Source organism: Bacillus infantis NRRL B-14911, from assembly GCF_000473245.1.
GTDB classification, from domain to species: domain Bacteria; phylum Bacillota; class Bacilli; order Bacillales; family Cytobacillaceae; genus Bacillus_AB; species Bacillus_AB infantis.
The window spans coordinates 3088589-3112833 of the sequence record NC_022524.1; the positions used below are offsets into that span (position 1 = coordinate 3088589).

Annotated in this window: 25 protein-coding genes; 1 reads left to right on the forward strand and 24 read right to left on the reverse strand. The window is 47.8% G+C overall.

Going from position 1 to position 24245, the window contains the following annotated elements; all coding sequences use genetic code 11:
- Positions 1-12: 12 nt before the first annotated feature.
- From dinG to N288_RS15700, 11 genes are all read right to left on the reverse strand, one after another.
- Entirely contained in the window at positions 13-2817 is a 2805-nt protein-coding gene (gene dinG / locus N288_RS15640; RefSeq protein WP_009791261.1) for an ATP-dependent DNA helicase DinG, read from the reverse strand.
- Between the two features lie 210 nt (positions 2818-3027).
- Positions 3028-3411 (reverse strand): aspartate 1-decarboxylase, encoded by a 384-nt coding sequence (panD, locus tag N288_RS15650; protein ID WP_009791263.1) that lies wholly within the window; start codon positions 3409-3411, stop codon positions 3028-3030.
- A 21-nt stretch (positions 3412-3432) separates the two neighbouring features.
- Positions 3433-4281, reverse strand: a complete 849-nt coding sequence (panC, locus tag N288_RS15655) for a pantoate--beta-alanine ligase (protein ID WP_009791264.1) — start codon at positions 4279-4281, stop codon at positions 3433-3435.
- On the reverse strand, positions 4278-5114 hold the full coding sequence (gene panB, locus N288_RS15660; protein ID WP_009791265.1) for a 3-methyl-2-oxobutanoate hydroxymethyltransferase: 837 nt from the start codon (positions 5112-5114) through the stop codon (positions 4278-4280). The genes panC and panB overlap by 4 nt, the downstream gene beginning before the upstream one ends.
- Positions 5115-5396: 282 nt before the next feature.
- Positions 5397-6380 carry a biotin--[acetyl-CoA-carboxylase] ligase gene (locus tag N288_RS15670; protein WP_009791267.1) on the reverse strand — a complete coding sequence of 328 codons (984 nt, stop codon included), beginning with the start codon at positions 6378-6380 and terminating at the stop codon, positions 5397-5399.
- Positions 6365-7555, reverse strand: a complete 1191-nt coding sequence (locus tag N288_RS15675; RefSeq protein ID WP_022544130.1) for a CCA tRNA nucleotidyltransferase — start codon at positions 7553-7555, stop codon at positions 6365-6367. Before N288_RS15675 ends, N288_RS15670 begins: the two co-directional genes overlap by 16 nt.
- Before the next feature lies 1 nt (position 7556).
- Complete coding sequence (gene bshA / locus N288_RS15680; RefSeq protein WP_009791269.1) at positions 7557-8693, reverse strand: N-acetyl-alpha-D-glucosaminyl L-malate synthase BshA; 1137 nt, start codon at positions 8691-8693, stop codon at positions 7557-7559.
- Entirely contained in the window at positions 8690-9406 is a 717-nt protein-coding gene (gene bshB1, locus N288_RS15685) for a bacillithiol biosynthesis deacetylase BshB1 (RefSeq protein WP_009791270.1), read from the reverse strand. Before bshB1 ends, bshA begins: the two co-directional genes overlap by 4 nt.
- Positions 9403-9819: a methylglyoxal synthase gene (gene mgsA / locus N288_RS15690; RefSeq protein ID WP_022544131.1), complete on the reverse strand. Its 417-nt coding sequence runs from the start codon at positions 9817-9819 to the stop codon at positions 9403-9405. The genes bshB1 and mgsA overlap by 4 nt, the downstream gene beginning before the upstream one ends.
- Positions 9820-9833: 14 nt before the next feature.
- Positions 9834-10634 carry a 4-hydroxy-tetrahydrodipicolinate reductase gene (gene dapB / locus N288_RS15695; RefSeq protein ID WP_009791272.1) on the reverse strand — a complete coding sequence of 267 codons (801 nt, stop codon included), beginning with the start codon at positions 10632-10634 and terminating at the stop codon, positions 9834-9836.
- An 11-nt stretch (positions 10635-10645) separates the two neighbouring features.
- Entirely contained in the window at positions 10646-10981 is a 336-nt protein-coding gene (locus N288_RS15700; protein ID WP_022544132.1) for a nucleotide pyrophosphohydrolase, read from the reverse strand.
- 201 nt (positions 10982-11182) lie between these two features.
- Here N288_RS15700 and N288_RS15705 point away from each other — a divergent pair, with 201 nt between their 5' ends.
- Positions 11183-12088 (forward strand): YitT family protein, encoded by a 906-nt coding sequence (locus tag N288_RS15705; RefSeq protein WP_009791274.1) that lies wholly within the window; start codon positions 11183-11185, stop codon positions 12086-12088.
- Positions 12089-12158: 70 nt separating this feature from the next.
- Here the strand turns inward: N288_RS15705 and N288_RS15710 are convergent, their stop codons facing one another.
- The 13 genes from N288_RS15710 to hisC all read right to left on the reverse strand — a co-directional run bounded on the left by N288_RS15710 (position 12159) and on the right by hisC (position 24235).
- Entirely contained in the window at positions 12159-12836 is a 678-nt protein-coding gene (locus N288_RS15710) for a zinc metallopeptidase (protein ID WP_022544134.1), read from the reverse strand.
- A gap of 62 nt (positions 12837-12898) precedes the next feature.
- Complete coding sequence (gene ypjB / locus N288_RS15715) at positions 12899-13702, reverse strand: sporulation protein YpjB (RefSeq protein WP_022544135.1); 804 nt, start codon at positions 13700-13702, stop codon at positions 12899-12901.
- 237 nt (positions 13703-13939) lie between these two features.
- A complete protein-coding gene (lhaT, locus tag N288_RS15720) occupies positions 13940-14533 on the reverse strand; it encodes a lipoprotein heptaprenylglyceryl N-acetyltransferase LhaT (protein WP_009791278.1) in 594 nt (197 codons plus the stop codon).
- A gap of 244 nt (positions 14534-14777) precedes the next feature.
- Positions 14778-15545 (reverse strand): menaquinol-cytochrome c reductase cytochrome b/c subunit, encoded by a 768-nt coding sequence (locus N288_RS15725; protein WP_009791279.1) that lies wholly within the window; start codon positions 15543-15545, stop codon positions 14778-14780.
- A gap of 44 nt (positions 15546-15589) precedes the next feature.
- Positions 15590-16264 carry a menaquinol-cytochrome c reductase cytochrome b subunit gene (gene qcrB / locus N288_RS15730; RefSeq protein ID WP_009791280.1) on the reverse strand — a complete coding sequence of 225 codons (675 nt, stop codon included), beginning with the start codon at positions 16262-16264 and terminating at the stop codon, positions 15590-15592.
- A 3-nt stretch (positions 16265-16267) separates the two neighbouring features.
- Positions 16268-16774 carry a QcrA and Rieske domain-containing protein gene (locus N288_RS15735; protein WP_022544136.1) on the reverse strand — a complete coding sequence of 169 codons (507 nt, stop codon included), beginning with the start codon at positions 16772-16774 and terminating at the stop codon, positions 16268-16270.
- Between the two features lie 147 nt (positions 16775-16921).
- Positions 16922-17389, reverse strand: coding sequence for a YpiF family protein (locus N288_RS15740; RefSeq protein WP_009791282.1), 468 nt, complete (start codon positions 17387-17389; stop codon positions 16922-16924).
- A gap of 120 nt (positions 17390-17509) precedes the next feature.
- Positions 17510-18058 carry a ReoY family proteolytic degradation factor gene (locus N288_RS15745; RefSeq protein WP_035401136.1) on the reverse strand — a complete coding sequence of 183 codons (549 nt, stop codon included), beginning with the start codon at positions 18056-18058 and terminating at the stop codon, positions 17510-17512.
- A 49-nt stretch (positions 18059-18107) separates the two neighbouring features.
- Entirely contained in the window at positions 18108-19373 is a 1266-nt protein-coding gene (locus N288_RS15750; protein ID WP_022544137.1) for a tetratricopeptide repeat protein, read from the reverse strand.
- A gap of 133 nt (positions 19374-19506) precedes the next feature.
- On the reverse strand, positions 19507-20406 hold the full coding sequence (locus N288_RS15755; RefSeq protein WP_009794855.1) for a hypothetical protein: 900 nt from the start codon (positions 20404-20406) through the stop codon (positions 19507-19509).
- Between the two features lie 237 nt (positions 20407-20643).
- The gene (gene aroA / locus N288_RS15760) at positions 20644-21933 is read right to left on the reverse strand and encodes a 3-phosphoshikimate 1-carboxyvinyltransferase (RefSeq protein ID WP_009794853.1); all 1290 of its coding nucleotides are present in this window, start codon (positions 21931-21933) and stop codon (positions 20644-20646) included.
- Between the two features lie 27 nt (positions 21934-21960).
- Positions 21961-23067, reverse strand: a complete 1107-nt coding sequence (locus tag N288_RS15765; protein WP_009794852.1) for a prephenate dehydrogenase — start codon at positions 23065-23067, stop codon at positions 21961-21963.
- A 67-nt stretch (positions 23068-23134) separates the two neighbouring features.
- Positions 23135-24235: a histidinol-phosphate transaminase gene (gene hisC / locus N288_RS15770; protein WP_009794851.1), complete on the reverse strand. Its 1101-nt coding sequence runs from the start codon at positions 24233-24235 to the stop codon at positions 23135-23137.
- Positions 24236-24245 lie beyond the last annotated feature (10 nt).

Consider the following 24245-nt stretch of genomic DNA (forward strand, 5'->3'; position numbering starts at 1 on the left):
GCATATTTTACCTTATTGCAGCCAATCTTCCACAAGGTCAACAATAGCATCCAGGGGGCTTACCTTAACTGGTATGCTTGGGATGGAATCAAGGAATGCCCTGCCATATGACGCTGTGACGATCCTCCGGTCGAATACAATAATTATTCCGCGGTCATTCTTTGTTCTGATCAGCCTCCCGACACCCTGTTTGAAGCGAAGGACCGCTTCGGGGAGTGCGTGCTCGGAGAAAGGCCGGCCTCCCCTGCTCTGAATCGCTTCCTTCCTTGCTTCCCCCAGAGGCTCATCCGGAGGAGAGAACGGCAGCCTGACCATCACCAGGCATGAAAGATCTTCACCGGGAATGTCCACACCTTCCCAAAAGCTGCTTGTCCCAAAAAGAATGCTCTTGTCAAACCGCTGAAAGTTCCTTGTAAGCCTTGTCCTGCTTCCAGACGTGATTCCCTGGGCTATTAGGACATATTCCTCAAGAAAGCCGCTTTCCTTCACGAGCTCATAGGTCCTGCGGAGCATATCATGTGAGGTGAACAGAATCAGCATCCTCCCATTCGCCGCTTCAGCCAGTGAGATGATATGCTCTGTGATCGCCGAAACATATTCCTCCAGAGGAACGGAATTGATTTCAGGCAAATCCGATGGTACGGCAAGCCTGACTTGTGAAGCATAGTCGAATGGGGACTCTATCAGTTCTGTCTGGCAGCTGAACCGGTCAAGGCCCAGTTCATCCATAATATAATCGAAAGACTGGCCGACAGAAAGAGTTGCAGATGTAATAACAGCACTTTTCTTCTGATTGAAGAAGCCGTCCCTCAGATTTCCTGCGACAGTAATCGGCTGAGAGTAAACAGTCGTGGCGTTCTGCATTGCTCTGCCGTCCAGCTCAACCCAGACAGCACAGGCTGTTTGCCCGGCAAATATGGTTTTCCTGATGCTTTCACGTACATCCCTCAGTTCGCCGATGCAGGCTGAGATCTCCTCCAGCAGCGCCTGGTCACCCGGTGCCAGTTCGCCGGTTAAAGGCACAAGCAGCTGAAGCCTGTCCTCCAGCGCTGAGATAAGGTCCAGAACCAAGAAAGAAAAGCGCTCTGCAGAAGCCTCCACCGCTTTGAAATCCCGCGGGGTTATATCTGTTAGCCTGAAGCTTATTTTGCTGGATGCATATTTCCTTGCTTTTAATTTCCTCTTTCCATAAATCCCTACCAGCTTAAAAAACTCATCCATCTCATACTGAAGATCAGCAACCAGCCTGTTAAGCTCAAAAGGATGAGCAGCACCGTCCATAGCGGCCCTGCCTTCAAGCAGCCGCTCGAGCTTATAGAGGAGCTGCTTTTGATCATAGAGCCCGATTTTTCCAAGCAGGAGACGGAGAGATAAATAATCGATTGAGAAGCCAAAATGCTTTCCGGCGGCCTTGCTGAACTGATGCCCTTCATCTATGACTGCATAATCATATGAAGGGAAGATCTGATTTTCGCCTGAAAGACTGTTCAAAAGCATAGCATGATTGGTAATGATCAGATCTGCATTTTCTGCGCTCTTCCTTGCTCTGTTATAGAAATCCCTTGATTTCCAGCCTGATTCGCTGATGAATTTGCTGTCCCCGTTTTGTATCTTATTCCAGAAAACAGCACCGCCGCTGGAAAGGTTCAGTTCGTCCACATCGCCTGTAGCTGTTTCAGTCAGCCAGACCAGTATTTGCATTTTTGTAAGTGTAGTATCGTAATTATCATCCGCTTCATTCAATGACTGCTCAAATCGGGCAAGGCTTAAATAATGCTTTCTGCCTTTTAAGAGCACAGCATTGGCAGGGAAGCCCAGAAGTTTTTCAAGCAGGGGCAGGTCTTTTGAAAGCAGCTGCTCCTGAAGCTGGACAGTATAAGTGCTGATCAGCACCCTGGCTCCTTCCTGCCTGGCAAAAATGATTGCCGGAAGCAGATAGCCAAGGGTTTTCCCTGTGCCGGTGCCTGCTTCGACCAGTGTATGCTCGTTATTTAAAAAGGATTGATAGACAGCATCCATCATGGCAAGCTGGCCGGGGCGCAGTTCATAATCCGGAAATGCATTCTTAAGCATATCCTCTTTTTCCCGGCTTCCTGCGGGATAAACAGGAGCCGGCAGGCGGCTTGATGCTGCTTCCAGAACCCCGCCTGCCTTAATGGCGATTCCGTTATGTATTTCTATCCCTTCAGGAAGTCTCTCCGCCGTCCCTTGCTTTTTAAGGAGGATATCCTCCAAAATGAGATCAAGGTCGCTTTTCAGCCCTCCTGAAAGCTTTAGAAGCTGTTTGATCGTTGTCAGAGGCAATTCCTCAAGGCGTTCCAGAAAGATGTGCAGCAGTTTTGCAGTGGCATAGGCATCGCTGTCCGCCTGGTGCGGCCTATCATGCATGATGCCTTCTTTGGCAGACAGATCAGACAATTTATAGCTGTCAGAGCAGGGCAGCACCGTCCGTGCCAGCTCAACCGTATCGATGACCGGCCCATAAAAGCCCGGGAATCCTGCATCCAGAAGCTCTTCCTGCAGAAAGGAGAGGTCGAACAGAACATTATGCGCCACAAAATAGGCATCCTCCAATAGCTCCATCACTTTAGGTGCTATTTCTGCAAACACAGGAGCATCAGAGACCATGCTGTCATTAAGCCCGGTCAGCTCCTCGATGAAGGCCGGAATCTCCTTCCCGGGATTGAGCAGGCTGGAATATTGATCGATGATCTTTCCGCCTTCCATGACTACCGCAGCGAATTGAATGATTTTATCGCCCTTTTTGGCGCTATTTCCTGTAGTTTCCAAATCAACTACTACATATTTATTACTCATCGGTTACACCTCAAACATTCAGTCATTCAAACGGTATCACAAAAGCGGAAAATAAAAAAGGCAAACAGCCTTCCCCATCATTATTTTTCTTCCCATCAGCACGGGGTTTATTCAGGATTCTATCCCAGGGACAGGAAAATGCCGCCTGCAAAAAGGGCTGCATTGCCGTTTTGCAATGCAGCCCTTTTTCTTTATAGTGAATGATCATTCTTAAAGTATGGTTGAAGCCGGCTCAGCATGGAGCAGACCGGTTATGCTATTGCCTTCTCCCATAATGACTACCTTAGGTTTATGGGAATCTACTTTTTCCTCAGGGACAAGGGCATAAGATATGATGATGACTGTATCGCCGACCTGGACAAGCCTTGCAGCCGCCCCGTTCAGGCAGACTACGCCGCTTCCCCGTTCTCCTGGGATGATATATGTTTCGAATCTTGCACCGTTATTGTTATTGACAATCTGGACTTTCTCATTATCAGCCATTCCTGCCGCATCCAGCAGGTCTTTATCAATTGTAATGCTGCCCACATAATTAAGATTAGCTTCTGTCACCTTTGCGCGGTGGATCTTTCCATTCATCATGGTGCGGAACATGTCTTTTCCTCCGATCAGTTGTTAGACTGCAATGATTATATTATCTATCAGGCGTGCATGTTTGAATTTAACGGCAAGAGCGATGATGATTGTGCCTTCAGCTCTATCTGTTTCTTTTAATTCCGGCCAGGAAAGAATCTCAGCATAATCAATGCTCCCCGAGCTCTCTGCTTTTATCCTGCTGCGTATGAGCGCTTTAAGCTGCTCTGTGTCCTTTGTTCCTTCCGCAATCAATCGTGCCGCTTCTGAGAGGCTCTCGTATAAAACCGGTGCTTCCTTCCGCTCTTCCGGAAGCAGCCTGACATTCCGGGAGCTTTTTGCAAGGCCGTCCGGCTCCCTTACCGTTTCTCCCCCTATTATCTTGACAGGGAAATTCAGATCATGTGCAAGGCTCTCTATCACTGCCAGCTGCTGTGCATCTTTTTTGCCGAAATAAGCTTTATCCGGGGAAACGATATGAAATAATTTAGAGACAACCGTTGCTACACCAGCAAAATGGCCTGGCCTGGATTTGCCGCATAATACATCGGTCTTTCGGTTTACAATGACTGAAACAGAAGGGACTCCGCCAGGGTACATGTCTTCAGGTGCAGGGCTGAAAAGGTAATCGGCCCCTTCGGCTTCTGCTAGACGGGAATCCCGCTCAAAGTCCCGCGGATAAGAATCCAGATCCTCTGCCGGGCCAAATTGAAGCGGATTCACAAAGATGCTCAGAACCATTACATCATTTTCTTCTCCCGCCCGCTTCAGAAGGGAGAGATGCCCTTCATGCAGATATCCCATAGTAGGCACAAACCCGATTGTACGGCCTGCCTTTTTTTCATCCAGCATGAGCTGCTGCATTTCTCCTGGTGATGTAATGATTTTCATGATTTTCCTCCATAAAGTCCTGCCAGCTCTTCCTCTTTCATCGTATAGCTGTGCTCTCCGGCCGGGAAGATTCCTGCCTTCACTTCAGTGATATAAGCTTTCAGGCCCTTTTCCGCTTCTTCATCCATGTTTGCATACCGTTTGACGAACTTCGCAATTCTTTCTGTCCCGTACGACAGCAGATCGTGATAGACAAGGACCTGCCCATCAGTCCCTGCTCCCGCCCCGATTCCGATGACTGGAATCGTCAGGATAGAGGAGATATCTTCAGCAAGCTGTTTTGGCACACATTCTAGCACAAGCGCAAAAGCACCCGCCTCTTCACACCTTTTAGCCTCGCAGATCAGCTTCCTGGCTGCTTCAGCATCTTTCCCCTGGACTTTATACCCTCCAAGAACCCCCACTGACTGGGGAGTAAGGCCAAGGTGGGCGCATACAGGGATGCCTGCTTTCGTTATGCTTCTTATCTTGTCAGCGACCTCTTCCCCGCCTTCAAGCTTCACTGCCATCGCTCCTGTTTCCTGAATCAGCCTGGCTGCATTCAGGAGGGTATCACGTTCAGGGAGATGATAGCTCATAAAGGGCATATCAATGACAATAAAAGTATTGGCCGCCCCTCTTTTTACCGCTTTCCCATGGTGAATCATATCTTCCATCGTCACCGGGATGGTCGATTCATATCCCAATACGGTCATGCCAAGCGAATCTCCGACAAGGATCATATCGATTCCGGCTTTTTCTGCCTGCCTGGCTGCCGGATAATCATAGGCAGTCAGCATCGCGATTTTTTCATTCTTTTCCTTCATCTTTGAAAAATCTGTAGTTTGCTTCATCCTTCTTCCTCCCATTCGCAAGTACAGGCCTGAAAAGACCTGCCTTAAGACTCAGAGGAGACAAAACAAGTGAACAAAAAGCCGGATATAAAAAAGGATCCTTCAAAAAATGCAGAAGGATCCCGTCGCGTCTTGGCTTCATTATTCGTTTCATCCCTCTGTCCCGGTCCATATGCTGGATCTAGGCAGAAACTATTCAATATAAAAAGATAGAAAGGTGCAGTTCATTATGATACTGCCCAGTTGAATTATATCAAAAATAAAAAATATTGGCTAATAAAATCATGAGTCCAGTTCAATATCAGCAGAGTAGACATGGTGTATCTCTCCTGCCTCATCTTCTATTCTCAGCACGCCTTCCTCGGTGATGCCCAATGCTTTCCCGCTGATGCTGCCTGATATCGTCCTGGCAGTGATCTGCTTCCCAATGCTGACAGCATAGCTTTCCCAAAGGAGGCGGATCGGGTAGAAGCCTTTTTCCATATAAAGCTTGTACAAATTCTCCAATTTCTGCAGGACAACCCTGACCAGCTCTGCCCTCGAGAGGTTCCCGCCCTTTTCTATCGCCAGGGAAGTGGCTGTGCCCCTCAGCTCCTCCGGATAATCCTCAAGCTGCTGGTTCACATTGATGCCGATCCCGATAATGATTGAAAAAATGCGGTCGGCTTCCGCCTGCAATTCTGTCAGGATGCCAGTGACCTTCTTGCCTCCAATGAGAATATCATTGGGCCATTTGATCTGCGGGGAAAGGGCCGTGCATTCCTCAATGGACTGGACGACGGCAACTGCTGCAAGTAGAGTCAGCTGCGGAGCTCGCGGGAGCGGGATTTCCGGCCGGAGGATGACACTCATCCATATTCCTGTATATTTCGGGGAATGCCATTTCCTGTCCATCCTTCCCCTGCCGTTAAGCTGTTCTTCCGCCACTACGATCGTGCCCTCGGGTGCGTCATCATAGGCGAGCCTGTGGGCGATTTTCTGTGTCGAATCCACACTTTCTTCATAATGGATTTCGGTACCGAGCAAGCTGGTTTTCAGACCAAGGCGGATTTCATCTGCAGTCACCTTCTCTGTTGTCTTCACAATCCGGTAGCCTTTCCTTCTTACGGCTTCAAGCTCAAATCCATCGCGCCTCAACTCTTCGATATGCTTCCAGACGGCCGTCCTGGAGCAGCCGATCAGGTCTGCCAGATATTGGCCGGACAAATATTCCCCATTGCTCTCCGTAAAGGCGGCAAGCAATTTTTTCCTCAGCTCTGATTGCACTCCAGCCACCCCCTTATTTCCTCTTTTTTATTTGCCAGATGACCGGAGATAATGCTGTTTTCAACCTGGCCCAGCAATTCCTTCACCCAGGGTCCGCCCGGCTTATTGAACCATTGGATCAAGTCATTCCCGGTAACATCCAGCTCCTTTGTACTCCGTATCGGAAGTGAAGCATATAAACGGACAGGAACTTCCTCATCCGCACTGTCATCCCCGGTGGCCGCCAGAACTCTCTCTGCATTCCGGGCAGCCTCTGCCCCCGCCTTATAAACCGATTCAAGTGTCCAGTTCTGTACTGAGCGGTATTGAAGCCAATAAAGGATTTTGCCAATTTGCCTAATCTTTTTGACAGGCATTTTCCAGCTTCTCAAAAAGGATTCCGCGGTCTTAAAGTCATGGCCAAGACCTGCTGACAGCAGAGCCCATCTTTCCTCGGATAAAAGCCCGCTGTCCAGCCTTCCGGCAAATGATATCAACTCCTGCTTTTTCCCTGCCAGGCCTGGGAGATGCTGTGAGAGGCCAGTGTCTGCCATGATTTTCAGCGCCATAAAGCTGTTTTCGCCCGCAAGCAGCTTTTCAAATTCTGCCAGCTTTCTTTCAACCGCAATCTTCTCAAGAAGATAAGCTTCAGAAACCAGCGCCTCATAAGTCTCTCCATCTATTTGGAATGAAAGCTGGCTGGCAAAACGCACGGCTCTCATCATCCTTAAAGCATCTTCGTAAAATCGCTCCAGCGGATTTCCAACGGTGGCAATCCTTTTGCTGCGGATATCCTCCTGTCCCCCGAAAGGATCAATGATGCGGCCGTCCTTTGACATCGCCATGCTGTTCATTCTGAAGTCCCTGCGTTTAAGATCCTCATCGAGGGAACGGATAAAGTCCACTTTAGACGGCCTGCGGAAATCTTCATAATCCGACTCAGACCGGAAAGTGGTGACTTCATAGCTATCCCCATCATAAAGAACTATGACCGTACCATGCTCTATACCGACATCCGCTGTTCTGGGAAAAATGCCTTTGATTTCCATCGGAGTGGCCGAAGTGGCTATGTCCACGTCGGAAATATCCTTGCCGAGCAGATAATCCCTGACAGATCCGCCTACAAAGTAAGCCTCATACCCGGCAGTTTCGATCTTTTCCAATACAGGTGCCGCTTTTAAAAAAACCGGATTCATATTATCCCTCATTTAACATATCAAAATAAAGCCTCTCATACTCGCTGACTATTTGTTCGGCGCTGAACTTTTCTCTCGCAGTCTGTACTGCACGATGTGAGAAGCTTGTGTGCTTATCAGCATCAGCCAGCAGGCCTGCCGCTTTTTCCGCCATGCTCCCTATATCCCCAAGCTTGCAGATATATCCTGTCTCGCCGTCAGAAATCACTTCCGGGATCCCGCCGATATTGGTCCCTATGCAGGGAACACCGCACGCCATGGCCTCAAGCGCAACCAGGCCGAAGCTTTCTTTTTCAGAAAGGAGGAGCATCAGGTCGCTGATGGAATAAAGCTCTTCCACTTTATCCTGCTTCCCCAGAAACAGTACCTTCTCCTTCAGCCCGAGCTCTTTGACCAGCTTGCATACATTGGACATTTCCGGGCCGTCGCCGACGAGGAGAAGCTTTGCAGGCATCTCCGACTCTATCCTGGCAAACACCTTTACAACATCCTGCACCCTTTTGACCGCACGGAAATTGGAAACATGGATGACCGTTTTTTCATCCTCGGTGATCCCATATTCTTTTTTCAGATGATCAGAGCCAGTTTTCTGATATACTCTATGGTCTATGAAATTATAGACCGCCTGAATTTCTTTTTCAGGGTGTATCAATTCATTTGTTTGTGATATAAGAGATTTGGAAACAGCTGTCACCCTGTCAGACTTCTCGATTCCAAAGCGGATGCTGTCTTTCAATGACGGCTCATAACCAAGGACGGTGATATCTGTTCCATGAAGGGTAGTGGCAATCTTCACATCGCGCCCGCTCATCTGCTTGGCAAGGATTGCACATACGGCATGGGGAACAGCATAGTGTACATGCATGAGATCAAGCTTTTCTCTGTTAATCACCTCAGCCATTTTGCTGGCGAGGGCAATATCATAAGGCGGATACTGGAAAACAGAATACTGGCTCACTTCCACCTGGTGATAAAATATATTATGATACATCCGATTCAGCCTGAAAGGGAGGCTGGAAGAAATAAAATGTATTTCGTGCCCTCTTTCGGCGAGGAGCTTTCCAAGCTCTGTAGCGACGACCCCTGATCCACCGACTGTCGGATAACAGGTGATCCCGATTTTTAGTTTTCTTGTCATGCTTCTCCACCCAATAAATCTTTATGTATTAGTACCGGCTTTTTAGACATGAAGCCTTCAGCGTATTTGACTCCCGCTTCTCTCCCATAAAGCCTTTCCCTTGCTTCTACATTTTCGATATAGCCATTTACAAGCGGAGTGTCTGCTGAATCCTCCGTCCTGACAAACTGGCTCTCATACGCCCTCAGGCCCGCAAGCTTTTTGTCCATATAATCTGACACATCAATGATAAAATCAGGCTGATGGAAGCCGTTGATCATATAGAAATGAAGCCCGTTTACTTTGTGCGGGGCTAATCCGCTTTCAGGGTCCGCCCTGCGGATGCCTGCTGAAAATGCGGCTTCTTCTACAATTTTTGCACAGTTTCCGTGATCCGGATGCCTGTCTTCAAAATATGGCGCAAAGATGACTGATGGCCTGTATGTCCTGATCATCCTCGCGACAGCGGTAATAGCCTGTTCATTCAGCAGCAGCCCCCGGTCAGGCAGTCCAAGGTTTTCCCTGACTGAAACACCCAGGATAGCTGCTGCCCTCTCTGCCTCTTTTTTCCTTGTTTCTACAGTTCCGTTGGAGGAAAGCTCCGCACCAGTAAGGTCGCAGATGCCAATCTTTTTTCCTTCAGCTGCATACTTGGCAAGCGTACCTCCCATCCCGATTTCAACATCATCGGAATGGGCGCCAAAGGCCAGGATATCCAATTTTTCTCCTATCATAGAACCTCACCGTCTTCGCTCTTCACTATTTTCCTCCAGTCGAGGTCGCCTCTTTCCAGGCCCTTTACAAGCAGCTCAGCAGTGCCCATATTGGTGGCCAGCGGAATTGAATATACATCGCACAGGCGGACCAAAGCGGATACATCCGGCTCATGCGGCTGCACAGTCAGCGGGTCTCTGAAAAAGAAGACGAGGTCCATTTTCTTATTGGCAATCAGTGCCCCGATTTCCTGGTCCCCGCCGAGCGGTCCTGATTGAAAGCGGGTGATTGTAAGGCCTGTTGATTCCATGATCCTTGAGCCGGTCGTCCCTGTCGCAAAAAGGGAGTGTCCCGCCAGAATATCTTTATAGGCTGTTGCAAAGCGGATGATGTCGTCTTTCTTTTTATCGTGGGCTATCAAAGCGATGTTCATCATTTCCCCTCCCTTTATTCCATAATATTTTCAAGTCCGTAGACAAACAGGTCTGCTTTCATTACTGTCTCTACAGCCAGCTTCACACCGGACATGAATGAGGCCCGGTTATAAGAGTCATGCCGGATTGACAGAGTCTGGCCATCTGAGCCGAACATCACCTGCTGATGGGCAATCAGGCCGGGAAGGCGGACTGAATGGATGCGCATCCCTTCGTAGTCAGCACCCCTGGCCCCTGCCAGAGTTTCTTTTTCGTCTGGATGCCCCTGCTCTTTGGCTTCTCTTGCTTCAGCCATCATTTCTGCTGTTTTCACAGCTGTGCCTGACGGAGCATCAAGCTTCTGGTCATGATGCAGCTCGATGATCTCCACATCACTGAAATAGCGGGCTGCCATCTGTGAAAACTTCATCATAAGGACAGCACCAAGGGCGAAGTTTGGGGCGATGATGCATCCCTTTTCTTTTTCCCGGCATGTTACTTCCAGCTCTTTCAGGTCCTCTTTGCTAAAGCCGGTTGTCCCGACTACCGGCCTTACTCCATATGAAAGGGCAGTCCGTGCATGATGCATGCCTGCCTCCGGTGTCGTAAGATCGATCAGAACATCAGCTTCTGTCTGCTCCAGACAATTGGCCAGGTCTGTATATATCGGCACATCTGCCCCTGTAAATCCATCAAGGTCGCTGAGCATTTTCCCTTCGAATTTATGGTCTACAACTGCCTGAAGGGCAAAATGGCCGGTATTCAGCACAAGCTGAACCGCTTCCCTGCCCATTCGGCCGCGCGGCCCCGCAATAACAATTTTTATCTTATCCATCAGAATCTCTCCTACTCTTCAATTCTTGTCCAGCGGTCTTTATCCCGCGTATTAAATTTATCCATAACCCTGTCATGGGCTTCCTGCAGATCAATATTCAGTGAATTGGCAAAGCAGATAAGCACAAAAAGCATATCCCCCAGCTCATTTTCAATGGTATTCTCTTCTTCGGTCGATTTCTTTGGCTTTTCCCCGTAATGGTGATTTACTTCCCTGGACAGTTCACCCAGCTCTTCCGTCATCCGTGCCAGCATGGCAAGAGGGCTGAAATATCCTTCTTTAAATTGGCTTATGTATTGATCAACCTCAGCCTGGAGGTCTTTCATCGTTTTATGATTGGATTCCATCTCGATTAGCCACCTCAATTTCCGCCTTCCTGAGCCTTTTGCATAAAGCAGCAAATTAGGCTTATCTTATAGAGAATAGATGCTTTTTCTATATCATGTTAGCCTAACGGAACAGCTTTTTACAAATATTTTTAACCGCCCGGCAGCTGCTATTCTGTCCGGCTCATTATTGCTCTGTCATCTTTTATTTTATATAATCTTATGGTGATAAAAACAGGAAAAGAGGGAAAAAACGTGCAAAACGGATTAAAATTCAAGAATATATTGTTCATCCTGCTCGGTTCAGCAATCTTTTCTTTTGGAATTGTTCATTTCAATATGCAGAATAACTTGGCCGAAGGCGGTTTCACCGGCATCACCCTGCTCCTTTTTTTCCTATTTAAATGGGATCCCTCCTATACGAACTTATTGTTAAATATACCATTATTCTTTATAGGCTGGAAATTGCTCGGCAGGAATTCCTTTTATTACACCATGATCGGCACCTTCAGTGTTTCCCTGTTCCTGTGGATTTTTCAGCGCTATCAGATTGACATGCCGCTGAAGGAAGACCTTACTCTTGCGGCTCTTTTTGCAGGTGTTTTCATCGGCATTGGCCTCGGCATCATTTTCCGTTTCGGCGGAACAACCGGCGGAGTCGATATCATAGCGAGGCTGGCCCATAAATATATCGGCTGGAGCATGGGAAAAACAATGTTCCTTTTCGATGCCTGTGTCATTACATTATCGCTCATTTTCTATCTGACCTACCAGGAAGCCATGTACACCCTTGTTGCCGTGTTCGTAGGTGCCCGGGTGATCGATTTTATGCAGGAAGGCGCCTACGCCGCAAGAGGTGCGATGATCATTTCCGACCAGAACGAAGCCATCGCCGGCAGGATTCTGAAGGAAATGGACCGCGGGGTGACGGTGCTGAAAGGGCACGGCTCCTTCACCAAACAGGATCGGGAAGTCCTTTACTGCGTAGTCGGCAAAAATGAAATCGTGCGGCTTAAAAGCGTCATCACCTCCGTCGATCCGCATGCCTTTGTCACAGTCAGTGTCGTTCACGATGTGCTCGGCGAAGGATTCACCTTGGATGAAAATAAGAAGCCGATTGAGCACTAGAAATGCAAATGGCGCTTGTTCACTATAAGAAATAAAGAAAACCAGCCCAAATGGCTGGTTTCTTCATTTCTTAATCCTGCCTCTGCATGCCTGTGAAGATCATGATCAGGCGCAATAGCTCCAGAACCGCAACAGCTGCGGCAGCTACATAGGTCAGGGCAGCAGCGTTAAGGACTTTCTTCGTTTCCCTTTCCTCATCATTGCGGATAACACCAAGTGAGACGACCTGATCCATTGCTCTGTTTGAAGCATTGAACTCGACCGGGAGGGTAACCACCTGGAAGAGGACGGCCACGGCCATGAAAATGATTCCCAAAAGGAGAAGGCCGCTCAGCTCAGCAAAAATCCCTACCATGATCAGCACCCAGGAAAAATTAGAACCAATGCTCGCGATCGGCACCAGCGAATGTCGGACCCGGAGGAATGCATAATCCTGCTGATCCTGAATGGCATGGCCGACCTCATGGGCAGCTATTGCTGCTGCAGCGACGGAATGGCCATGGAAATTCTGCGAGGACAGCCTTACCGTTTTTGAACGGGGATCATAATGGTCTGTCAGATGCCCCCTCGTTTCCTCAACATTGACATTGTACAATCCGTTGGAATCCAGGATCCTTCTGGCAACCTCGGCACCTCTCATATGTGAAGAGGCTGGTACCCTGGAATATTTGTTATAGGTGCCTTTCACCTTGAATTGCGCCCAGATCGGCACGAGGATGATGATCGCAAAGTATATCAGGAAATCCATGTTATTCCTCCCATTCATCTTTGCTGTAATTTAATCTATTGTATTTTTTCTGGTGAATGGTGTCAATTTTTCAGCTCTCTTTTTCTGCTCTTCTCTTTGTCCTGATCTCCCTTATATTTTCTCCAGCCGACATAAGATAATGTAAGGATGATGATGCTTCCTGTAGAAATAATGACCCACCAAAGCGAAGGATCGGCCTCATCGTCAGTCATTTCATCAAAAAGCGAGGATAAATCTGCCTCGAGGGCATCCAATTCCTGCTGGCTCGAGGTCTGGCTCACCACCTGAGGCCTGTAATGGTCTATGAAATTGACCCTGGTATCCAGCTGCTGAAGCCTGTCTGCCTTGAGGTCCACTTTAAGGGCAGGGTAAATGACGCTGTATAAGGTCAAAAAGGAATTCAGGCTTGAATGGAAAGCCTCACTGTCGCCTGCATGGGCAGCCTCCTTCATCCCCCCGAACACATCCATGATCGGATCCTCCATTTCCGTCCACAAAGGCTGCCTGCTGGAGGTGATTGCATCAATAACCAGCCTGAATCTTGTTACCCTGTTCATCCGCTCTTTATGGTTCATATCGATGCTGGCCGCTGCTTCCACTGCTTCATCATGCGCATTGGAAACGATTCTCAGCTCATCCATATTGAACGGCCTTGCCTGTACATCCCCCGAAAGAAACTGATCCGAAAAATAATCCAGAATCTTTTTTGCCTCTTCATATTTTTGTATTTTGACCATCTGAAGAGCTTCATCAGAGAGCAGATCAAGTTTGTCCATCGAAGAGGAAGGCTGCTCTGCATATGCATATATGGAAAAAGGCATTAAAAGATAGATCAAAAACATGGATACAGCAATTTTTGCTTTCAATATTGTCCCCCCCTGCAATTACTATTAAAAATGTATGAGAGGTTGGACAAGGTTAGACCAAAAGTTCGCTCGGCTGGGATCAATTTTAGAGATAAGCTGTATTAACATCAATGTTGGTTTTGGGCTCATTCAGCCGGATATTCATCCAAGCCGAAAGGAGTATAAAACTAAGTCCCCCCCTGATCCAAAAATCAGCATGAGATACTGCCAAGAAAAAAAGGCTTCCAATATGGAAGCCTACTCAATCGCCAGCTTTGTGCGGCCGGGCCTGATAGAGAACCAGTACACAAGGAAAAGGGAGAATATACTCAGCCAAAAAGTAAAATAGCCTATCTCCGGTGTATATAAGTTCAGCACAGGATAGCGCGGCAGCATGAAGAATACATAATCGATTACATCATTATGGAGTGTCCATACAGCAGCAATGAGCAAATGAATCCACTTGATCCGGTAAAAGGGTGAATATAAGATCCCCTGGACTGCCATAGCAGCGTGGGATCCGATCAGCATCAACGCAATAGGATCAAGTTCGCCTGTCACTTTATAAACAAGCAGATTCATAACGACTGCCCAGACACCGTATTTAAAAAGCGTCACGGCCGCCAGAGCCTCTAAAAGGGGCCAGTTCCTCCGCATCAGGAAGGCAGCAAGGACAAAACAAAAAAACAGGCTGGCCGTCGGACTATCAGGAACAAACGCCAGAAAGTGCGGGGGCGTATCCTTCAGCTGCCACCCGTACCAGTAATACCCATACACCGTTCCGGCAATATTGACCACAAGCAGCAGCCATAATACCGAGCGGTTCCCCAAAATAGGATAAATCCACTTCATACCATACCCTCTTCTCTCTATCATTATGGCTATATTTTATCATAGAGGAAATTAAAGGGGGAACTTTCCGCTATAATATGCTGGAGCTGGCTTGGAGATTGCCCTTGGTTAATACCCGAGGAAAAGTGTTCAGGAAGATGCATACCCCCTAAACTGCAGGTTAACGGAAAAAGGCTATTATTATCTAAATTACTGGTTATATTGCACAAAAAAAGAAGCCGGCAATTCGCCGGCTTCTCTTCTTTTATTTACTTTCAATGCTTGAAATGAATTCAGAAAGCTTTTGAAGCTCTTCGTCAGTTCCTTTAAAGATTCCGGCAGGCATGGCACCTTGACCTTCTTTAGCGATTTTCGCCACTTCTTCAGGAGAAAGTCCTGTATCGATCAGGGCCGGAGCACCAGCTCCTCCTGCCAATTCACCGCCGTGGCAGCTGATGCAGCCTTGCGCTTCATAAATTTTATAGCCTTCTGCTTCTTTATCAATCTCCGCTTCAGCTACGATTTTACCTTGCTGCTCTGCAGCTTCCCAGTCGTGGTTGGCTACAGATTCCCAAGTTAGATAGAAGATGCCGGCAATCGCAAGCAGCATGAAACCAGTTGCGAGAGGGCGCTTAGATGGGCGCCTTTCAGGGCCGCGGTCGATGAATGGAGCAAGCATCAGCGCTCCGAAAGCCAGTCCGGGAATGATAAACGCCCCGATGACGTTATATGGGCCTGAAGCATATGTGTACTTTAATAGTTGGTATAAGAACAAGAAATACCAGTCTGGAAGCGGAATATATGCTGTATCGCTCGGATCTGCTATTTTTTCAAGCGGAGACGGGTGAGCGATGGTCAAACATAGATATCCGATCAGGAAAACGGCGCCGACCATCCATTCCTTCAATAGGAAGTTGGGCCAGAATGCTTCCGTTTTGCCAGGGTACTCCGAGTAGTCTTTCGGAATATTCGGTTTACGGTTTACAGGGACACGGGAGTCGCCTACAAACTTCATACCTTTTCCACGATGCATTGAGCATTCCCCTCCTTTTCAGTTAGCAGTAGTGAAGTTGAATTTTACAACGGTCCAGAAATACCCTGCTTACGGATCATCAGGAAGTGGGCACCCATCAGTCCAAGGAGAGCTCCAGGCAGGAAGAATACATGGATCGCAAAGAATCGTGTGATCGTCTGGGCTCCGACTATGTCAGTGCTTCCAGCCATCAGCGCTTTCAGCTGCTGACCGATCAACGGTGTTGATTCAACAATTTGAATGGTAACTTTTGTTGCAAATAACGCTTTCATATCCCAAGGAAGAAGATAGCCTGTCAGGCCGAGCGCCAGCATAACGAAGAAAATAAGCACTCCGACAACCCAGTTCAGCTCGCGAGGCTTCTTGTAGGCCCCTTGGAAGAAAACACGTAACGTATGTAGGAACATCATTACGATGACCAGGCTCGCACCCCAGTGGTGCATACCGCGGACAATCTGCCCGAAAGCAACCTGATTTTGCAGATAATAGACAGATTCCCAGGCATTCTTAATATCCGGCACATAATACATTGTAAGGAACATACCGGATAAAATCTGGATCACTGTGATGAAGAAGGTCAATCCGCCAAAGCAGTAAACGAAAGCCGAAAAGTGATGGGCAGGGTTTACATGCTCAGGTACTTCATGGTCTGCAATATCCCGCCACAAAGGCGTAATATCCAAACGCTCGTCGACCCAGTCATAAATTTTGTTTAACACTTATTACGCCCCCTTTCGCGGTTCTGCTTTTCCTAATAATAGGAAACCATCTTTTTCTTTTGTAGGATACACATCCAGCGGTGCAGCAGGAGGTGTTCCAGGCACGTTTGTTCCATCCTTCGTATAAAGCCCGCCATGGCATGGGCAGTAGAAGTGGTCTGGATTCGCCTTGTCTTTGTTCCAGTCAACAACGCAGCCTAAATGCTTACAGATAGGAGATAAGGCAACGATCTCCCCGTTTTCATCCTTATAAACCCACGCGGTGTTCGATACCTCTGAAGTATACCAGGCATCCTGCTGTTCGAATTTAAAGTCGACCCGAGTAGGTTCAGCAGTGATTTCGCTTACTTTTTGCGGTGTCGGAATGAAGTCTCCTCCCTCGCTGGCTTTCAGTATAGGATCCACGGCAAAACGGACCATCGGCATCAGCATGCCGGCCGCCATGAAACCGCCTACACCAGTAAGTGTATAGTTCAGGAATTGACGTCTTGAAACACGATGTTTGCTCATACATTTCCCCCCTCTATCATGAAATCAAGTCCAACGGACAAAATTCAACACAATATAAAACTAGGACATAACAATGATATATCAATCTTTAGGCAAGGTCAATAAAATCTGTAGGCAAACCGGCTGTTCAAAGCGGTTTTTCAGGAATTATTCACCAGCCTGCCATTTTTGTACAAATAAATTCAGCAGCTGCTTGACCTGGTCCTCCAAAACAGAGTTTCTGTACGTTTCGTCCATATGCTCCAACGGCAGGGATGGCAGCCAGAGCAATGATCCCCCAAGCTCCCCTTCAGCCATTTTCCACCCGCTGTCCGAGGTCAGATAGAACACATGCCTGAAGCCGCTTTCCAGGATAGCGGACTCCCATTTCTTCAGCTCTTCGAGATGCTCATCATGGGCTGTGTCAGATTTAAGGTAGGAAAAGCCCGGCAGCATCAAAAGCCTTCCTTTGAACTGCCTTTCCATCTGATAAGAAAGCAATGTGACAAATTCAGCCATTGAGGCAGCCTGCTTCATATCCCCTGTGAATGTGACGGGCAAAAGGGGGATGACAGCTGTGTCGACATATTCTTTTGATTTTAAATACATTTCAATATCCTGCGGAATCCACTTCATTATCACCACTCCAAATCGTATAGCTTGCCTCATTATTTTACCATAACTTCCTGCTGCTGCCGAAAGCAATGCTGAAGGGGCATCCGCCCGGATGCCCCTTCACCAGTCCAGCTATTCTATTTATGCTTTCACCATAATCATTTTCAGCTTTTCAGTGAGCTGCTTAAATGTTTCTTTATCGCCTTTATCCAGTGATTCATCAATCATCTGCATCAATTTTTCCCTCTGGAATTTAGCCAGGCTTTCGGAAAGGAAGCGTTCTGCGATCAGCCGGTCCTTCTCGCTTACCTGAAGGGTCTTCGGCATGAACGGATTTTCCTCCAGGACGGCTGCATACTGATGGGCCTTATTGGAGGCATGGAAATTAAGCTGGATGAAGATATCTTCTTCCCTGTTCAGCCTTATATCATGGAATGATTTCTCGGCATCAGTTGTCATGACATTCTCTTTGTAAAAACGGAAAGGAACTTCATCAACGCAATGAGTTGACATCACGAGGCCTCTTGGGCAATATTGTGCTTGCTCCACAAAATGCACCCGTTCCATAAGCTGGTCATGGCTCATCAAATAATTTAAAATCCAAACGCATTCGCGCCGTTTCAATTGATAATGGTTTAAGAACCAGCGGATAAAATCTTTTTTCTCGCTGACAGATACAGGGGTCGCCACCATTTGTTCCCTCCTCTGCTTGCAACTGAATTTTTGTTAGTGCCTTTTCTTACATCAGATCGCCGCTAAGCCTCTGGACGATATCGAGATATTCTTCGTTGCTCGGATCCTGCCCAAGCAGTTTCTTAAAAATTTCGGCAGCCTCTGCCCATTTTCCTTCCTCCATCAGAAAATATCCATAGTCTGACAGAAAGTCTGACTGTTCTTTAAAATAAGTATATGCTTGCTGGTATTTGTTTAATGCCAGGGAATATTCTTCTAGCTCCTGAAGGGCAGAAGCCGCATCCCAAAGGAATTGGGGCTCTTCTTCCTCCTGCGCTTCCATCGTATCCACAATGTCAAGGACATCACGGTACCGTTCCTGCTTGATGAAAAGCTTGTTCAGTGTCAAAGCCGCCTCGGTGAACTCAGGGTCCAGCACGAGTGCCATACGCAGCATGTCCTCTGCCTCGTTTTCGCGTGCAAGCTTTAAAGCAAGCCTTCCGCCATAGAAAAACAAATCCTTATTGAACTCATCATGCTTGATTCCTTCCTGGACAGCCTCAAAGCTGTTTTCGAGCTCTTCTTCACGCTCATAGGCGCGTGCGAGATGCAGATACAGGGAATGGTATTCAGGATCAAGCTCCTTCACTTCTTTGAACTTTTCAATAGCAGTCCTGTTGATCCCAGCCTGAAGGGCAGTGAATGCGTAGCTGAAAAGGGTATTGATCTCAAGACGGGCTTCGAGTGCCTTTTCATAGAATGGGATCGCTTCCTCAAATGCCCCGCCGGCACTGAGTGCCTCGGCCATCCTCTGATTGACATTTGTTCCGGCGATTTCCTGGCTCGTTTCAAGAACCTTTTCATAAGACTTGATTGCTTCTATAAATTTCCCTTGCTCCAAATATAATTCACCAAGGGCAAAATCAATGATGACCTCTTCGTCCAGAATGGACTTAGCTTTTAAAAGCTTCTGCTCGCTCACCTCATACAAGCCTTCCATCTGGTACAGATCCGCTAAAAGGAGCAGTGCCTGCGGATAGCTTGGATCCTTCTCTGAAATCCTCTCGAGAACCAGCATCGCTTCCTCTTCATTGGCCAGATCAATATGAAGCTCAGCCAGGAGGACTAGCAGTTCGCCTTCATCCGGGTAAGATTCCAGCAGCCTTTCAATCAAAGCCTTGGATTCCTCAAGCAATCCCAGCTGGAACAATTCCTCCGCCAGCACAAATCTCTCCTCATGTGAACCCTTGTCCAGGATCTGTGCATAGTCCCTCAGTGCTTCTTCATGCTGTCCATTTTCTAATAGCGATATGATTTTATTAACTTTGTCCATTGTTATATCCTTTCATGACTAAAGATGGTTGCAGATATCATTTAAAAACGGGCTGGGTTCAAATTGCGGCCGATCCCGCTTGTTATCATAATCCTGCAGCCCGGCTGACAGGCTGACAGGCTGACCCATTCCGTTATACTGTAAAAAAAGCCGGAATCTTTATTATAACACGCTCTCCATAGCCCGGACAGAATCTGAAATATCCGCCTGCCCTGATGATCGTTCCTTTGTGGGCCGTTATGGCAAGTCTATGACTATAATAATGAAAGAGCTCTGATTCTTCAATGTTTCTGTCTCCGCCATCCTTAACATATAAATTATAGCTTGCTTCCCCTCCTTGCCTGATGTCTCCTTTATGGGGCCAGATGCCCATCATGGCCAGGTGCTCTCTGGCGACCGGCTCTCTTTCCTGCAGTTCTTCCCCGATGTGTGCCAGTTTTTCTTTTAGCATCAGCTGCTTCCAAAAATGCTGAAGCGCTTTCTTTTCTTTTTCATCCGCTGTTTTGAAAATAGGCACAAGCGGGCAATTGTATGGAAAAACAGCTTCCCTTATCCATCCCCAGGGAACCGCCGACAGCTCTTCTTTGCTTCCAGCTTCCACAAAGACGGCCGGTATTTTTTCTGTCCGGCATTTCCTGATGAAAGAAGGTGACAAGAGCCTGGCAGGAACTTTGACAGCAATCACATAATCGGCCGGAGAGCTGATCAAACTTGACTTTACGGTTTTTATTCGGGAAAACAGCCGGGATTCCTGCCGCACTTCTGCAAAAGTTAAAAAAGAAGTCATCCCTTTCATAAGCATTTCGTTAATAAAATAGCTTTTCTGCTCTGAAAAGGGTCTGTCCAGCGGAGGTGCAGGATCATACATGACCTGAGCAGGCGCCATAATATAATCTTCTGCATTCATTTTCATGAACGAATAGCGGGGGAAAGAGTCCCGGATGCCAGTTATTTTCCCTTTTTCCACCAGCAGTGAAGCCTTCTGAAATGTCTGCTGCTTGAGAATATTGGCATTCTCAATAATATATGCCATAATACCACCCTTTTAAATGGTCTTATGACAAGCTATGAAATAATCTTAGATTTATGTTTGAAAGTTTTTAAGCCAGAGATGGTTTATTGAGAAGAATGTTCTGTTGAGCTGGACTGCGGAAAAACTCAGTCAGCGAAACGGAGCAGAAATGGTTGTGGAATACATCAAAAGCAAGGAGTTATTCACAAAAAAAGGGCCCGGCCATCCCGAACCCCACATGTATGAAACTTCCTTCCCTTAGCCGATCAGTGACTCCAGATGCTCAAAAAATGCCGGATAGGAAACTGAAATGGCTTCAGCGCCAGAGAGAGATACTTCCCCGGTGCAGATGGCAGCCCCGATGGCGAGCATCATGCCGATCCTGTGGTCGCCATGGCTTGAAACATTCCCGCCTTTCAGCGGAGTCCGTCCATTGATGACCATCCCGTCAGCTGTTGCTTCAATATCCGCTCCAAGCTTTTTCAGCTCGTTGACGACTGTATCTATGCGATTGGTTTCCTTGACTTTCAATTCTTCAGCATCTTTAATGACCGTTTCCCCTTCCGCCTGGGTTGCCAGAAGCGCAATAATCGGAATTTCGTCGATCAGTCTTGGAATGATATCTCCTTCAATGACGGTTCCCTTTAATTGCGAGAATCGTATGGTGATATCTCCTGCAGGTTCTGCACTCTCATTATTGTACGGAAGAATGGTCATGTCAGCTCCCATACGCTGAAGAACTTCCAGGATGCCTGTCCTTGTCGGATTCAAGCCGACATTTCGGAGGACTATTTCACTGCCGGGAATGATTGCGCCAGCAGACAGGAAAAAGGCTGCAGAAGAAATATCCCCGGGAACATGAACCTTTGCCGCTTTCAGCTTCTGCCCGCCCTGCAAACGGACTTCTGTCCCCTCTGACACAATCTCTCCGCCGAATTGGCGGATCATCCTCTCAGTATGATCGCGCGTCTTTGCAGGTTCAATAAGGACGGTTTCCCCGCTTGCCTGAAGACCGGCAAACAAGAGGGAAGATTTCACCTGGGCGCTGGCAACCGGCAACTCATACCTGATGCCCTTAACCTCGCCTCCCTGTATGGAAAGAGGGGTAAGTTCCCCGCCTTTTCTTCCTCTTATTTGTGCACCCATTTCTGATAAGGGAACAGAAACACGTGTCATCGGCCTCTTGGCAATTGACTCGTCGCCCGCCAAAACGGCATGGAACGGGAGACCTGCAAGAATGCCCAGCAAAAGCCTTATTGTAGTGCCGGAGTTCCCTACATCCAGGACTTCATTAGGCTCATTCAGCCCTTCAAAGCCCCTTCCATCGATGATCATTTTGTCTCCCTCGTTTGTGATCGAAACACCAAGCTTGCGGAAGCATGATACAGTGCTTAAGCAATCTTCCCCCATCAGGAAGTTGGTTACTTCCGTCCTGCCTTCTGCAATAGCTCCAAACATGATGGAACGGTGGGAAACAGATTTATCACCCGGAATATCAATCTCGCCCCTGAGGCTGCCTGTATTTGTTTTCAAAATAACTGATTCCATTCTTCATCACCTTTCTTCGATAGCATATTATGGCCCGGCTGAGGTTTCATAGGCGGTATAATGATGAATGCATGCTGCCGCCCGGTCCCTGTCCTCTTCCGTCTGAAAACTGATCACAAGCACCCCGTATATTTCTTCCCTTGTCTCAAGGATTCTGATATTGGTTATGCTGATCTCCGCTTTGGCCAGATAGCCGGTGATTTCAGAAATGACCCCGGGATAGTCGGGAACATCAACGAATAAATCATAGAACGCAGGAATGGCACCCTTCTGCTTCTGGGGCAGGTCATCCCTGAATTGCTTGGCGCCCGCAAAATACTGCTGGATATCCTCTGAACTTTGATTTGCCAGCATCACTGCCACCCGCTCCATTTCCGCCTGCCAGCTTCCCAGAAGCTTCAGGAGTACTTCCTTGTTAGCAAGAAGGATATCTCTCCACATTTCGGGGCTGCTTGAGGCGATTCTTGTAATATCACGGAATCCCCCTGCAGCAAGCCGGGGAACCAGCTCATGGGAGCGGCTTTCCTTTTCAGCCTGGTGAACGAGCGAGGCCGCTATGATATGGGGGAAATGGCTGATGATGCCTGTCAGATAATCATGCTCTTCCGGTGACACCTGGATGAATTTTGCTTTTGTCCCTGCAAGCCATTCCTTTAGCGCCATAATGTCCTTCTCCTTAACATGTGGCTCTGGAGTAAGCAGATAGAATGCGTTCTCGAATAAAATTTCCTTCGCTGCGATCACACCGCTTTTATGGGAGCCTGCCATAGGATGGCCTCCGATGAATATGATTCCCTTTTCTTTAAGGCCTGCAGCACTTTTGACGACCTCTGCCTTTGTACTTCCTGCATCAGAAATAATGACGCCTTTTTTCAGCTGCATTCTGCCCAGTCTGGCAAGTATATCGGCAGTTACCTTCACAGGCGCGGCCAGCAGGATTAAATCAGCCTTTGCCGCTCCTTCTTCAATGCTATCCTCAGCCTCATCAATCACTCCCAGCATCCTTGCGAGCCTGCATTGCTCCGCATTAATATCAAAACCGGCTATGAATGCTTCTTTATGCTGCCGCTTTATGCCGAGAGCCAGTGAACCGCCTATCAGCCCGAGGCCGATAATGAATACGCGGCCTTCCATAAAAAATCACCGCCTTTGCCATGCTGCTCTTTTGCTTATCCGGACTGACCCACGTGGATGCTGGTCCTTATAGGGCCGCTGCTGTTTCCTCCAAAAATTGGCCGATCAGTTCCATAATTTCTTCATTCTGCTCTTTTGAGCCAATCGTGACCCTTATGGACTGCGGGCAGCCAAGACCTGCGCCAGACCGTACGATATAGCCTTTTTCCAGCAGATATTGAAAAACTTCATTGGCATCCCGCTTGAAGTCAATCAGGATGAAATTGCCCTGGGACGGATAATAACTAAGACCTGCCTGGTCGCAGAATGAGTAGAACTGTTCCAGTCCTTCTCTGTTCCTGTTCCGGCATTCTTCCACATATTTTTGATCCTTAACCGCTTCCGCAGCAGCCATCTGTGCAAAAGTATTCACATTGAACGGCTCCCTCGCAGGCTCCAGCGCCCTGACTACGTCCTCCCCGGCGATGCCATACCCGATCCTGAGGCTGGCAAGACCGTAGATTTTTGAGAAGGTCCTGAGCACAATCAGATTGCTGAACTTCTCCAGCAGGCTCACTGCATGGTAGTAATCATCAGCAACTGCATACTCGCAATAGGCCTCATCGAGTACCACAAGTATGTCTTCCGGCACCTTTTCCAGGAATGAAACAAGCTTGCTCTCATTTATATAGATCCCAGTCGGATTATTCGGGCTGCAGAGCCATACAACAGATGTATTTTCATCAATGGCTTCAAGCATCCCCTCCAGATCATGGGCACCGTCAAGCAGGGGAATCTCCTTCACTTCAGCACCTTCAATCACTGCATTGTGCTTATACTGGGGGAATGTCGGTGCAGCCATGATTGTATTCCTTCCAGGCCCCAGCAGGGCGCGCGAGATGATCTGGATCACTTCATCCGAACCATTGCCGAATATAAGCTGTCCTGGTTCAGTTCCAAGATGGGAAGCCAATATGCTTCTCAGTTCGCCGGCATATCCATCTGGATATTTTGCAAAAATGCCCGAGCTTTTTTGAAGGGCTTTTGCTGCTTCTTCCGAGCATCCGAAAGGATTCTCATTTGATGCAAGCTTCACAATCTTTTCAAGCCCATATTGTTTTTTTACGTCTTCAATAGATTTGCCTGGCTGGTATGGTGTTAAATCCAGCAATTGTTTTTTCCACTTCATAATATAAACC